This window comes from Streptomyces sp. NPDC059866, from assembly GCF_042731325.1.
GTDB classification, from domain to species: Bacteria; Actinomycetota; Actinomycetes; order Streptomycetales; family Streptomycetaceae; genus Streptomyces; species Streptomyces flavusporus.
The window spans coordinates 17053-29413 of the sequence record NZ_JBHWJT010000016.1 but is presented as its reverse complement, the minus strand read 5'-3'; the positions used below and the strand labels follow the sequence as shown (position 1 = coordinate 29413).

The window sequence follows — 12361 nt, the reverse complement described above, 5'->3', positions numbered from 1 at the left end:
AGCCATGACCGAGGACATCCAGGGCACCCCGCACCAGCAGGGCAGCCAGTGGTACGACAGCGAGGCCGGCCCGCTGGTCCGCCCGTACGCCATGACGGGAGGCCGCACCAAGCCCGGCCCCACCGGGGTGCGGTTCGACCTGATCGCCCTGGTCACACTCGACCCGGGCGCTCCGGACGTCGACGACGACATCGCGCTCGGGCCGGAGCACCGCACCCTGATCGAGCTGTGCCGCACGGAAACCCAGTCGGTCGCCGAGCTGGCCGCGGACGCCGACCTCCCCGTCGGCGTCGTCCGGGTCCTCCTCGGCGACCTCCTGGAGCTCGGCTGCGTCACGGTCAGCCGTCCGGTGCCGCCCGCGCAGCTGCCCGACGAACGGATTCTGCGCGAGGTCATCGAAGGACTGCGGGCGCTGTAGATGAACGCTCAGAACGCCCTGGACCCGGACCACCTCATGCTGACTTCGCGCCCATGCACCGAAGCCGTGCGCGGACGACGTGCCGGGTCACGGCACGCACGTACCGACGTCCATCCCTGCCGGCACTCCCGAGAGAAGTGATCGATGGTCTCTGAGGCCTTGGACGCCACAGGTGGCGAGACGGCCGCCCTGGCGCTGAAGATACTGGTCGCCGGCGGATTCGGCGTGGGCAAGACCACCCTGGTGGGTGCGGTCAGCGAGATCAGGCCGCTGCGCACCGAGGAACTGCTCAGCGAAGCGGGCCAGTTGGTGGACGACACCGACGGCGTGGACCAGAAGGTCACGACGACCGTCGCCATGGACTTCGGCCGCATCACGATCCGGTCCGGCCTCTCCCTCTACCTGTTCGGCACGCCCGGCCAGGACCGCTTCTGGTTCCTGTGGGACGAGCTGTCGCAGGGGGCCCTCGGAGCTGTGGTGCTGGCCGACACCCGTCGCCTCGAGGACTGCTTCCCGGCGGTGGACTACTTCGAGCACCGGCACATCCCGTTCGTGGTGGCCGTCAACTGCTTCCCGGGGGCCCGGACCTACGGCGCCCAGGATGTCTCCCGCGCCCTCGACCTCGACCAGGGCACGCCCGTCGTGCTCTGCGACGCCCGCGATCGCGACTCGGGAAAGGAGGTCCTGATCCGACTCGTCGAGTACGCCGGACGGATGCACACCGCCCGGCTGCTCGACTCCGTGGGATGACCGTCTTGCCTGAGGGGGCTTCAGCCGGCCACGGCCTTCTGCGCCACGACCTTGTCGATCGTGACGCGGACGAGGAGTTCGCCCGGCACACCGTTGCGGGCACCGAACTCCTCGGCACGCTCCTCACCCATGTACCGCGCACCGATACGCGTGGCCCAGAGCCGGAGCTCGTCGAGGTCCTCAGAAATACGGGCACGGCCCTGCAGCACCACGTAGTCGAACGGCGGCCGGTCGTCGTCCACGCAGAGGGCGACCCGGCCGTCCCGCCCCAGATTGCGCCCCTTCACACTTCCCTTGCCCGTGTTGAACACCACCTCGTCTCCGTCGAGCAGGAACCAGATCGGCGTCACATGCGGGCTCCCGTCGGCCCGGACCGTCGACAGCTTGCCGGTGCGGGTACCGTGCGAGACGAACTCCCGCCATTCCTTGTCGGTCATCTTCTCTGCCATGGCCCCATGTTCCTTGCCCGCGCGCCGGTCGTGGGGAAGGCTGGCGGAGAGATCCTCCGGCCAGGGGGAGTCATCACACGGGGAGACCGAATCATGGCGCACAACCAGGGACTCGGCTGGCTACTGGACGATCTGACCGAGCGTGTCGAACATGTGCGGCACGCCCTGGTCCTGTCCAACGACGGGCTGGTGACGGGAGCGAGTACCGGGCTACGACGCGAGGACGCCGAGCATCTCGCCGCCGTCGCGTCCGGACTGCACAGCCTGGCCAAGGGATCGGGACGTCACTTCGGCGCCGGACAGGTGCGCCAGACGATGGTGGAGTTCGATGATGCGGTGCTCTTCGTCACGGCGGCGGGCAGCGGCAGCTGCCTGTGCGTGCTCAGCGCCGCGGAGGCCGACATCGGTCAGATCGCCTACGAGATGACGCTGCTCGTCAACCGGGTCGGCGAGCACCTCGGCGTGGACGCCCGACAGCCCGAGCGCACCCGGCTAGACCCCTGACCTGCAGGTTCTTCGACCCTCGTGGAGTTATCCACAGGCCGGTCACGAGATCTGCGCGACCGGCTACGGTTTGTGTCACGGCGAGCGCACACAGCGTGAGCAGATGACTCCACGGGGGAGACGGACCATGTCAGGCAACACCATCACGACACCGGACCGCGTGACGTATACGCCGAGCCGCGCGGCTCGCGAACTGGGCCTCAAGCGGCGCGAGTTCGATCTGGCCGTGCACCTGGGTCGCATCCGCACCGTGCCCGACGAAGGCGGGGGAGGGCGTCGCGTGGCGCCCGCCGAGATCGACCGGCTGCGCGCGGAGGACGGGTTTCCCCAGTCGCTCCATGAGAGCGTGCGGGCCGTGGGTACCGGCGAAGCCGCGGACATCATGGAGGTGACGAAGGAAAGGTTCACCCGCCTTGCCCGTCTGGGCCTGGTGGTGCCCGTCTACTTCTACCTGAACCGCTATCGGGCACTCGTATGGCTGTATCTGGCCGACGAAATCCGGCAGTTCGCGGCCGACGAGAAGAACGCCCGCCTGGTGAAGGGGCGTATGCCCGAAGGGCTGCGGGAGCAGTTGGACACCGGACTGGACCTCCGCCCCCGCAACTGGCGGGGACGGCATCTGGGCTTCCTGCTGGGCCAGGCCGAGGACCCGTGGCAGCGCGCCGGGGCCCTGGCCGCCCTGCTTGATCCCGTCCAGATCGCGGACATCGCCAAGGACCCCTACGAGCGCGCCCACCTCAACCGGTTCCGACCGGGGCCACCGAACCATGGTGCCCCCGGTTCACCGACCGCGCAGCTCACCGAGAGGATCATGACGGCGGGTGACGCGGACGAGATCGGCTGGCTGCGGGCGGACCTGGCACAAGCCCTGGAAGAGGCGCGCGAGCACCGGCCTGCGCCCCGCCCCGCACCCCGGCAGGCGCCGCCGGCACCACAGCACGCTGCACACCCGTCCGAGCCGGAGCGAACCCACCGCCTGCTGGGCTGGCTGCGCCGCAGAAGCACCTGACTCACAGCGCCCTGAACGGCCCATGCCCGGGACGGCCTGACCTTCCCTACAGCGCCCTGAAAAGCCCCTCTTGGACGACGGACACCAGCAGCCGCCCCTGAAGGTCGTAGATCCGCCCGCGCGCAAGCCCTCGCCCGCCCGTCGCGATCGGGGACTCCTGGTCGTACAGGAACCACTCGTCCGCGCGGAACGGCCGGTGGAACCACATCGCGTGGTCCAGCGACGCCATGTCGAACCCCCGCGGCCCCCACAGCGGTTCGACCGGGATGCGGACCGCGTCCAGCAGGGTCATGTCGCTGGCGTACGTCAACGCGCAGGTGTGCACCAGCGGGTCGTCGCCGAGCGGTCCGACCGCGCGCATCCACACCGCACTGCGCGGCTCGGCGCCCTTGACGTCCTCGGGCGTCCAGCGCAGCCGGTCCACATACCGGATGTCGAAGGGCTGACGGCGCGCCATCCGCTCCAACTGCTCGGGCAGCGCGCCCAGATGCTCCCGGACCTCGTCCGCGACCGACGGCAGGGACTCCGGGTCCGGCACCTCACGCGCCGGCGGCAGCTGGTGCTCGAAGCTCCCAACCTCAGGCTTGTGAAAGGAGGCGGTGAGATTGAAGATCGTGCGGCCCTGCTGTACGGCGGTGACCCGGCGAGTCGTGAACGACCGCCCGTCCCTGACCCGTTCGACCTGGTACACGATCGGCACGCCCGGCCGGCCCGGACGCAGGAAATACGCGTGCAGCGAGTGCACCGGGCGGTCGCCCTCCGTGGTGCGCCCGGCGGCGACCAGCGCCTGGCCGGCCACCTGCCCGCCGAAGACACGCTGCAGGGACTCGTGGGGGCTGCGGCCACGGAAGATGTTGACCTCGATCTGCTCCAGGTCGAGTAGATCGACGAGCCTCTCGGCCGGGTTTGTCATGGATGTCCTTCTCCTGTGCTCACAGCTGTCCGACGTCGGTGATGCGGACCACGGCACGGCCCTCGGTGTCGGAGGCCGTGAGGTCGATCTCGGCGCTGATGCCCCAGTCGTGATCGCTGTTCGGGTCGTCGAAGATCTGCCGGACGCGCCACAGCCCGTTCTCCGGCTCCTCCTCGATCAGCAGCAGCTTGGGACCCCGGGCGTCCGGGCCGGTGCCCAGGCTGTCGTACTCGTCCCAGTACTTGTCCATCGCCTCGCCCCAGGCATCGGCGTCCCATCCGGACTCGGCGTCCATCTCGCCCAGCTCCTCGACCTGGTCGAGGGCGGCGAGCTCGACACGGCGGAACATGGCGTTGCGGACGAGGACGCGGAAGGCGCGCGCGTTCGAGGTGACCGGCTTGACCTGGTCGGCCTTCTCCTGCGCCTCCTCGGCGGTCATCTCCTCCGGGTTGGCGAGCTGCTCCCATTCGTCCAGCAGGCTGGAGTCGACCTGACGCACCATCTCGCCGAGCCACTCGATCAGATCCTGCAGGTCCTCGGACTTGAGATCGTCCGGGATGGTGTGCTCGAGGGTCTTGTAGGCGCTGGCCAGGTAGCGCAGCACGATGCCCTCGGTACGGGCCAGCTCGTAGTGGGAGACCAACTCCGTGAAGGACAGCGCCCGTTCGTACATGTCCCGGATGACGGACTTCGGCGACAGCGGATGGTCGCCGACCCACGGGTGGCTCTTGCGGTACGTGTTGTACGCGTGGAAGAGCAGCTCCTCCAGGGGCTTGGGGTAGGTGATGTCCTGGAGGCGCTCCATGCGCTCCTCGTACTCGACGCCGTCCGCCTTCATGGCGGCGACGGCCTCGCCCCGCGCCTTGTTCTGCTGGGCGACGAGGATCTGCCGGGGGTCGTCGAGCGTCGACTCGACGACGGACACCATGTCCAGGGCGTACGAGGGCGATTCGGGGTCCAGCAGCTCGAAGGATGCCAGGGCGAAGGTCGACAGCGGCTGGTTCAGCGCGAAGTCCTGCTGCAGATCCACGGTGAGCCGGACGATGCGCCCCTCGGCGTCCGGCTCGTCCAGTTTCTCGACGATGCCGCCGTCCAGCAGCGAGCGGTAGATGGCGATCGCGCGCCGGATGTGCCGCACCTGCTGCTTGCGCGGCTCGTGGTTGTCCTCCAGGAGGTGCCGCATCGCCTTGAACGCGTTGCCCGGCCGGGCGATCACCGACAGCAGCATCGTGTGCGTCACCCGGAAGCGGGACGTCAGCGGCTCCGGCTCGGAGGCGATGAGTTTGTCGAAGGTGTCCTCGCTCCAGGCGACGAAGCCCTCGGGCGCCTTCTTGCGGACGACCTTCCGGCGCTTCTTGGGATCATCGCCCGCCTTGGCCAGCGCCTTCTCGTTCTCGATCACGTGCTCCGGAGCCTGGGCGACGACAAAGCCCGCCGTGTCGAAGCCGGCACGCCCCGCACGCCCCGCGATCTGGTGGAACTCACGCGCGCGCAGCGTGCGCACGCGGCTGCCGTCGTACTTCGTCAGAGCCGTGAACAGCACAGTCCGAATGGGCACGTTGACACCGACGCCGAGGGTGTCGGTGCCGCAGATGACCTTCAGCAGACCGGCCTGTGCCAGCTTCTCCACCAGGCGGCGGTACTTGGGCAGCATGCCGGCGTGATGCACGCCGATGCCGTGCCGGACGTATCGGGAGAGATTGCGCCCGAACTTGGTGGTGAAGCGGAAGTTGCCGATCAGCTCGGCGATCTGCTCCTTCTCCTCGCGCGAGCACATGTTGATGCTCATCAGTGCCTGCGCACGCTCCACGGCCTGGGCCTGAGTGAAGTGCACGATGTAGACGGGAGCCTGCTTGGTCTCCAGCAGTTCGGTCAGCGTCTCCGTCAGCGGGGTGCGCCGGTAGGCGTAGGAGAGCGGCACAGGACGGGTCGCCGAGCGGACCACCGCGGTCGGGCGGCCGGTGCGCCGGGTGAGGTCCTTCTCGAACATCGAGACGTCGCCGAGCGTGGCCGACATGAGGATGAACTGCGCCTGCGGCAGCTCGAGCAGAGGGATCTGCCACGCCCAGCCGCGGTCCGGCTCCGCGTAGAAGTGGAACTCGTCCATGACGACCTGGCCGATGTCCGCATCTTTGCCGTCACGCAGCGCTATCGACGCGAGTACCTCGGCAGTGCAGCAGATGACCGGGGCGTCGGCGTTGACCGACGCGTCACCGGTGAGCATGCCGACGTTCTCGGTGCCGAACAGCTTGCACAGTTCGAAGAACTTCTCCGAGACGAGTGCTTTGATCGGAGCCGTGTAGAAGGTGACCTCGTCCCGGGCCAGCGCGGCGAAGTGAGCGCCCGCGGCGATCATGCTCTTACCGGAGCCGGTGGGGGTCGACACGATCACGTTCGCGCCGGAGACCACCTCGATCAGCGCCTCCTCCTGGTGGGGGTAGAGCGTGAGACCGCGCTCCTGGGCCCACGACTCGAAGGCTTCGTAGAGGGCGTCGGGGTCGGCGGTCTGCGGCAGCTGATCGATGAGGGTCACGCCCCCATCTTGCCTGGCCTCTCGCCCGATCAGGGAATCGGATGCCCGCACGAAGATCGCGAACGCTACGCTGTGTCGCCGACACGACGTCGGCACACCAGGCCAACTGGACAGCGGCACACAAGGAACGGGGCGGGCTACGGCGATGATGGGACCAGCACACTCTCTTTCGGGGGCCGCAGCCTGGCTCGGTGTCGGTGCGGCCGCCGCCGCGGCCGGACGCCCGATGCCCTGGCCGGTCCTGTTGTGCGGCGCACTGATCTGCGCCGGCGCCGCGCTCGCCCCCGACCTCGACCACAAGGCCGCCACCATCTCACGCGCCTTCGGGCCGATCTCGCGTTGGGTGTGCGAGATCGTCGACAAGCTCTCCTACGCCGTCTACAAGGCCACCAGGAAGCAGGGCGATCCACGTCGCTCCGGTGGCCACCGCACGCTCACCCACACCTGGCTGTGGGCGGTCCTGATCGGCGCGGGCACCTCGGTCCTGGCGATCACCGGCGGACGCTGGGCGGTGCTGGCGATCCTCTTCGTGCACATGGTGCTGGCCATCGAGGGGTTGCTGTGGCGGGCGGCCCGGGGTTCCAGCAGCGACGTCCTGGTGTGGCTGCTGGCCGCGACGAGCGCGTGGATCCTCGCCGGCGTGCTGGACAAGCCGGGCAACGGCGCGGACTGGCTGTTCACGGCGCCGGGCCAGGAGTACCTGTGGCTGGGCCTGCCGATCGTGCTCGGCGCACTGGTGCACGACATCGGGGACGCGCTCACCGTCTCGGGCTGCCCGATACTGTGGCCGATTCCGGTGGGCCGCAAGCGGTGGTACCCGGTCGGGCCGCCGAAGGGCATGCGGTTCCGCGCAGGCAGCTGGGTGGAGCTCAAGGTGCTGATGCCGGCGTTCATGCTGCTCGGGGGAGTGGGCGGCGCGGCCGCGCTCAACTTCATCTGAGGCACGGCGCCGTCCCGGCCGGGTCGGGTGTCGGCCGGCCGGCCTTCGCCTCTGCCTCAGTCGGAACTCTGCTGCGAGCTCTCGCCGTACCGCCGTTCGAAGCGGGCGATGCGGCCCTCCGTGTCCACCGTGCGGGCCTTGCCGGTGTAGAACGGGTGGCTCTCGGAGGAGATCTCCACCTCCACCACCGGGTAGGTCTCGCCGTCGTCCCACTCGATCGTCTGGTCGCTGGTCGCGGTGGAGCGGGTCAGGAACGCGTAGCCGGCAGCGCGGTCGCGGAAGACGACAGGGTGGTAGTCGGGGTGCTTGTCCTGCTGCATGGCTGCTCCTGGTACGGCGGTGCTGAGGGCATCGGGCAGGTGGGGCGCGGGTCAGCCGGAGAGGGTGTCCTCGTCGACGATGTGCATCGCGGCCTCCTCGGCGGAGGCGGCCGCGCCGTCGATTCCGACGTCCGAGGCGATCAGCGCGCTCTCCTCGTCCTCGTGCACTCCCTCGTCGGGGGCCACGAGGCGGCCGGAGCGGACGGCGCCGACCTCGTTGTCCAGGAGTTCGCCGTCGGTGTCGCGGTCGCCGATGCCGTCACCGTCGGGTACGGCCGGATCGGGCAGTTCCTCGCCGAGCCGCTGGTCCAGCGTCTCCCCCCGCTGGCGCTCGGCCGCCGTCACATCCGCGCGCTCCACCGCCCACGGCCTCTCCGGAGGGGACCAGCCCCGGTCGAGGGGGTCGCTGACACCGTCGTTCTCCAGGGTGTCCTCCACGTCGAGCAGCCCCGTGTCCTCCCTTTGCTCGGACCCGTCGGGCTGGTAGACGTCGTCCCCCCATCCGTCGGCGCTGTTCACAGGTACCTCCAGGTGGTGAAGACGGGGGCATTCCCACCACGGTCGGCCTCGGGCCGCCCGTACGGGGGACACAGGCTGCGCCCGACGCGGTCCCGCGGGGTTCGCGGGCGCTCCCCGAGCCTGCGCTGTTATCCAGCCTTCCACCCCTCTTCGCCCGAGCGCAACGGCACGGGCCCCGGCTCGGTGCGGTCCGCCACAGGCACAGGCCATGACCTGGGGCGGACCACCGTGGCCACGGGGCGTCGCTCGGGACGACCACTGTGGCCACGTGGTGCCGGCCTCGGGCGATCCACCGCAGTCACAGGGCCCGGCCCGGGGCCGACTCCTGTAGTGCCGTGGCCTGGCGGCAGCACGAATCCCTCACCCATGCCACGAGCGCCACAGCGCTGCGTACGCCCCGTCGGCCGCGACCAGCTCGTTGTGGCTGCCCAGCTCGCTGATCCGACCGTCCTCGACGACGGCGATCACGTCCGCGTCGTGGGCGGTGTGCAGCCGGTGGGCGATGGCGACGACCGTGCGCCCGTCGAGGACGCGGGCCAGGGACCGTTCCAGGTGACGTGCCGCGCGCGGGTCGAGCAGGGAGGTCGCCTCGTCCAGGACCAGTGTGTGCGGGTCGGCCAGCACCAGCCGGGCCAGCGCGATCTGCTGGGCCTGGGCCGGCGTGAGCGCCAGTCCGCCCGAACCGACCTCGGTGTCCAGGCCGTCGTCCAGCGCACGCGCCCACCCGTCCGCGTCGACCGCCCCGAGCGCCGCCCACAGCTCGGCGTCGACGGCGTCGGCCGAGGTCCCCTCGCTGGAACGAAGCCGGGAGTGGGGAAGGGCGAGCAGGAGGTTGTCGCGCAGGGAGCCCACGAAGACGTGGTGCTCCTGGTTGACGAGGGCCACATGGGAGCGGACGCGTTCCGCGGTCATGCGGGACAGTTCCGCACCGCCGAGGGTGATCCGGCCGTTCCGGGGCGCGTAGATCCCGGCGAGCAGCCGTCCCAGTGTGGACTTGCCGGCACCAGAGGGGCCCACCAGCGCCAGCCGGGTGCCGGGGGCGACCTCCAGGGACACCTTGCGCAGCACGTCCACGCCCTCGAGGTAGCCGAAGTGCACCCCGTCGGCGTGCACGTCGCGCCCGTCGGGAGCGAGCCGGTCGTCACCGGCGTCCGGCTCGACGTCCCGGACGCCGACCAGCCGGGCCAGCGACACCTGGGCGACCTGCAGCTCGTCGTACCAGCGCAGGATCAGGCCCACCGGGTCGACGAGCATCTGCGCGATCAACGCACCCGTCGTCAGCTGGCCGACCCCGATCCAGCCCTGGAGCACGAAGACCCCGCCGACCATGAGGACCGAGGCGAGCACCGTCACGTGCGTGATGCTGATGACCGGGAAGAGCACCGACCGCAGCCAGAGCGTGTAGCGCTCCCAGGCCGTCCACTCCCTTATCCGCCGGTCCGACAGCTGAACCCGGTCGGTGCCGAGGCGGTGCGCCTCGACAGTGCGCCCGGCGTCCACGGTCTCGGCGAGGGTGGCGGCGACGGCCGCGTACCCGGCGGCCTCCGAGCGGTAGGCGGCCGGCGCCCGCCGGAAGTACCAGCGGCAGCCGACCACCAGCAGCGGCAGCGCCAGCAGCACGGCGCCCGCCAGCGGAGGTGCCGTGACGACCAGCCCGCCCAGCAGCAGACACACCCACACAACGCCGATCGCCAGCTGGGGCACGGCCTCGCGCATGGCGTTGGCGAGCCGGTCGATGTCGGTCGTGATCCGGGACAGCAGGTCGCCCGTGCCGGCCCGCTCCAGGACACCCGGTGGCAGCCCGACCGACCGCACGAGGAAGTCCTCGCGCAGGTCGGCCAGCATCCGCTCGCCGAGCATCGCGCCCCGCAGCCGCACCTCGCGGACGAACACGGCCTGCACGACCAGCGCCAGCACGAACAGCGTCACCGTGAGGCCGAGGTGCAGCTCACGAGCCCCGTCCGACACTCGCTCGACGAGCCCGCCCAGCAGGTAGGGACCCGCCATCGAGGCGACCACGGCGACGGTGTTGACGGTGATGAGGATCAGGAAGGCACGTCGGTGCCGGCGGAACAGTTCGGCCACATAGGCGCGTACGGTCGCAGCAGCGCCGACGGGCAGGGTGTTCGCCGTCGTCGGGGCCGCCGGGTCGTAGGCCGGTGGCGCCACGCCGATCATGCGGTCTCCTCGATCTCGTCCAGCTCATCCAGTTCGTCCAGCTTGTCCAGCGCGCCGTTCAGGGCGGCCTCGTCCTCCGTCTCGCGGGTCACCACGGCCCGGTACCGGGGCTCCTTGTGCACCAGTTCCCGGTGCACGCCCACCGCCGCCACCTCGCCCTCGTGCACGAGCACCACCCGGTCGGCCCGGTCCAGAAGCAGCGGCGAGGAGGTGAAGACGACCGTGGTGCGGCCTGTTCGCAGACTGCGCACGCCTTCCGCGATCCGGGCCTCGGTGTGGGAGTCGACGGCGGAGGTCGGTTCGTCCAGGACGAGCACCTCCGGGTCGGTGATGAGCGACCGTGCCAGTGCGAGCCGCTGGCGCTGGCCGCCGGAGAGGGACCGTCCGCGTTCGGTGATGCGGGCGTCCATCGGGTCCTCGGTGTCGAGCGAGCCCTGGACGAGTGCCATCAGCACGTCCCCGCACTGCGCGGCCGCCAGCGCCTCCTCGGCGCCGACGTCTCCCGAGGCGGGCACGTCGAGCAGTTCGCGCAGCGAGCCCGACAGGAGCACCGGGTCCTTGTCCTGCACCAGCACGGCCGTCCGAGCACTGTCGAGCGGCAACTCGTCCAGCGGGACACCGCCGAGCAGCGCCGATGCGCCCGCCTCCGTGGGGTGTCCGCCGAGGCGTTCCGCCAGTCGCCCCGCCGCGTCCGGGTCGCCGCACACCACGGCGGTGAGCCGGCCGGCCGGCGCGAGCAGACCGCTGGCCGGGTCATACAGGTCACCCGAGGGCAGACCGGCCTCGCGCGACCCCTCGGCGGACGTGACCCGTTCCAGGGACAGAACCCGCGCCGCCCGCCTGGCAGAAGGCCGCGAGAAGGAGTAGGCCATCGCGATTTCCTCGAAGTGCCGCAACGGATACGTGAGGATCATGACGGAGCTGTAGACGGTGACGAGTTCACCGACGGTGATCCGGCCCTGGCGGGCCAGGTGCACGCCGTACCAGACGACCGCGATCAGCAGCAGCCCCGGCAGCAGTACCTGGATGGCCGAGATCAGCGACCACATCCGGGCGCTGCGCACGGCCGCGTGGCGGACCTCCTGGGATGCGCGGCGGTAGCGGTCGAGGAACAGTTCCTCACCGCCGATGCCGCGCAGGACGCGCAGCCCGGCGACGGTGTCCGAGGCCAGCTCGGTGGCCCGTCCCGCTTTCTCGCGCTGGAAGTCGGCGCGCCGGGTCGCGCGGGGCAGCAGCGGCAGCACCGCCACCGCGAGGACGGGCAGGCCCACGGCGACGACCACGCCGAGGGCCGGCTGGTAGACGACCAGGCCGACGCAGACGAGCACGATGCTGACGGCCGCGGCGGTGAAGCGTGACACGGCCTCCACGAACCAGCCGATCTTCTCGACGTCACCCGTGGAGACGGCCACCACCTCGCCCGCCGCGACGCGCCGGGTCAGTGCGGAGCCCAGCAGCGCGGCCTTGCGGGCCAGGAGTTGCTGGACGCGAGCGGCCGCGGTGATCCAGTTGGTGACCGCCGCGCGATGCAGGAAGGTGTCGCCGATCGCGTTGCCGGCGCAGGCCAGCGCCATCAGCCCGCCTGCGAGGGCGAGCCGGGAGCCGGATCGGTCGATCACGGCCTGGACGGCGAAGCCCACACAGAACGGCAACGCGGAGACCGACACGAAGTGCAGCAGTCCCCAGGCCAGCGATCTGAACTGTCCACGCAGCTGATTCCGGCCGAGCCACCACAGGAACCGCGGCCCCGAGCGCGCGTCCGGCACACCTGGGTCGGGATACGGAAGGTCTTGGATCTGCATGACGTCCCAGTGGCTCGTGTCAGGTG

12 protein-coding genes are annotated in these 12361 nt (G+C 70.4%); 5 read left to right on the top strand and 7 right to left on the bottom strand.

Annotated elements, in window-relative coordinates; genetic code table 11:
- Positions 1 to 4: 4 nt before the first annotated feature.
- Both ACFV7R_RS24490 and ACFV7R_RS24485 read left to right on the top strand, forming a co-directional pair.
- Positions 5 to 418, top strand: coding sequence for a DUF742 domain-containing protein (locus ACFV7R_RS24490; protein ID WP_129796565.1), 414 nt, complete (start codon positions 5 to 7; stop codon positions 416 to 418).
- Between the two features lie 144 nt (positions 419 to 562).
- The gene (locus tag ACFV7R_RS24485) at positions 563 to 1168 is read left to right on the top strand and encodes an ATP/GTP-binding protein (RefSeq protein WP_129796564.1); all 606 of its coding nucleotides are present in this window, start codon (positions 563 to 565) and stop codon (positions 1166 to 1168) included.
- A gap of 20 nt (positions 1169 to 1188) precedes the next feature.
- Here ACFV7R_RS24485 and ACFV7R_RS24480 read toward each other — a convergent pair whose 3' ends face one another.
- The gene (locus ACFV7R_RS24480) at positions 1189 to 1617 is read right to left on the bottom strand and encodes a PPOX class F420-dependent oxidoreductase (protein ID WP_385266887.1); all 429 of its coding nucleotides are present in this window, start codon (positions 1615 to 1617) and stop codon (positions 1189 to 1191) included.
- A gap of 93 nt (positions 1618 to 1710) precedes the next feature.
- On the opposite strand from ACFV7R_RS24480, the gene ACFV7R_RS24475 reads away from it, so the two are divergent.
- On the top strand, positions 1711 to 2121 hold the full coding sequence (locus ACFV7R_RS24475; protein WP_129796562.1) for a roadblock/LC7 domain-containing protein: 411 nt from the start codon (positions 1711 to 1713) through the stop codon (positions 2119 to 2121).
- A 127-nt stretch (positions 2122 to 2248) separates the two neighbouring features.
- On the top strand, positions 2249 to 3130 hold the full coding sequence (locus ACFV7R_RS24470) for a DUF6397 family protein (RefSeq protein WP_385266884.1): 882 nt from the start codon (positions 2249 to 2251) through the stop codon (positions 3128 to 3130).
- Positions 3131 to 3176: 46 nt separating this feature from the next.
- Here the strand turns inward: ACFV7R_RS24470 and ACFV7R_RS24465 are convergent, their stop codons facing one another.
- Together ACFV7R_RS24465 and ACFV7R_RS24460 are read right to left on the bottom strand one after the other, a co-directional pair.
- Positions 3177 to 4043, bottom strand: a complete 867-nt coding sequence (locus tag ACFV7R_RS24465) for an acyl-CoA thioesterase (RefSeq protein ID WP_385266882.1) — start codon at positions 4041 to 4043, stop codon at positions 3177 to 3179.
- A gap of 19 nt (positions 4044 to 4062) precedes the next feature.
- Positions 4063 to 6576: a DEAD/DEAH box helicase gene (locus ACFV7R_RS24460; protein ID WP_385266880.1), complete on the bottom strand. Its 2514-nt coding sequence runs from the start codon at positions 6574 to 6576 to the stop codon at positions 4063 to 4065.
- A gap of 145 nt (positions 6577 to 6721) precedes the next feature.
- On the opposite strand from ACFV7R_RS24460, the gene ACFV7R_RS24455 reads away from it, so the two are divergent.
- Entirely contained in the window at positions 6722 to 7516 is a 795-nt protein-coding gene (locus tag ACFV7R_RS24455) for a metal-dependent hydrolase (RefSeq protein WP_129796558.1), read from the top strand.
- A 56-nt stretch (positions 7517 to 7572) separates the two neighbouring features.
- On the opposite strand, the gene ACFV7R_RS24450 is transcribed toward ACFV7R_RS24455, so the two are convergent.
- The 4 genes from ACFV7R_RS24450 to ACFV7R_RS24435 all read right to left on the bottom strand — a co-directional run bounded on the left by ACFV7R_RS24450 (position 7573) and on the right by ACFV7R_RS24435 (position 12335).
- Positions 7573 to 7836, bottom strand: a complete 264-nt coding sequence (locus ACFV7R_RS24450) for a type B 50S ribosomal protein L31 (RefSeq protein ID WP_385266878.1) — start codon at positions 7834 to 7836, stop codon at positions 7573 to 7575.
- Positions 7837 to 7887: 51 nt separating this feature from the next.
- Complete coding sequence (locus tag ACFV7R_RS24445) at positions 7888 to 8355, bottom strand: DUF5709 domain-containing protein (RefSeq protein ID WP_385266875.1); 468 nt, start codon at positions 8353 to 8355, stop codon at positions 7888 to 7890.
- Between the two features lie 360 nt (positions 8356 to 8715).
- The gene (locus ACFV7R_RS24440) at positions 8716 to 10533 is read right to left on the bottom strand and encodes an ABC transporter ATP-binding protein (RefSeq protein ID WP_385266873.1); all 1818 of its coding nucleotides are present in this window, start codon (positions 10531 to 10533) and stop codon (positions 8716 to 8718) included.
- Positions 10530 to 12335, bottom strand: a complete 1806-nt coding sequence (locus ACFV7R_RS24435) for an ABC transporter ATP-binding protein (RefSeq protein ID WP_385266871.1) — start codon at positions 12333 to 12335, stop codon at positions 10530 to 10532. Before ACFV7R_RS24435 ends, ACFV7R_RS24440 begins: the two co-directional genes overlap by 4 nt.
- Between the last annotated feature and the right edge of the window lie 26 nt (positions 12336 to 12361).

Bases quoted from the DNA above. Each gene is read 5' to 3' on its own strand.
- ACFV7R_RS24475 (WP_129796562.1), top strand. From the start codon at position 1,711: ATGGCGCACAACCAGGGACTCGGCTGGCTACTGGACGATCTGACCGAG.
- ACFV7R_RS24490 (WP_129796565.1), top strand. From the start codon at position 5: ATGACCGAGGACATCCAGGGCACCCCGCACCAGCAGGGCAGCCAGTGG.
- ACFV7R_RS24485 (WP_129796564.1), top strand. From the start codon at position 563: ATGGTCTCTGAGGCCTTGGACGCCACAGGTGGCGAGACGGCCGCCCTG.
- ACFV7R_RS24450 (WP_385266878.1), bottom strand. From the start codon at position 7,836: ATGCAGCAGGACAAGCACCCCGACTACCACCCTGTCGTCTTCCGCGAC.
- ACFV7R_RS24440 (WP_385266873.1), bottom strand. From the start codon at position 10,533: ATGATCGGCGTGGCGCCACCGGCCTACGACCCGGCGGCCCCGACGACG.
- ACFV7R_RS24455 (WP_129796558.1), top strand. From the start codon at position 6,722: ATGATGGGACCAGCACACTCTCTTTCGGGGGCCGCAGCCTGGCTCGGT.
- ACFV7R_RS24465 (WP_385266882.1), bottom strand. From the start codon at position 4,043: ATGACAAACCCGGCCGAGAGGCTCGTCGATCTACTCGACCTGGAGCAG.
- ACFV7R_RS24435 (WP_385266871.1), bottom strand. From the start codon at position 12,335: ATGCAGATCCAAGACCTTCCGTATCCCGACCCAGGTGTGCCGGACGCG.
- ACFV7R_RS24480 (WP_385266887.1), bottom strand. From the start codon at position 1,617: ATGGCAGAGAAGATGACCGACAAGGAATGGCGGGAGTTCGTCTCGCAC.
- ACFV7R_RS24470 (WP_385266884.1), top strand. From the start codon at position 2,249: ATGTCAGGCAACACCATCACGACACCGGACCGCGTGACGTATACGCCG.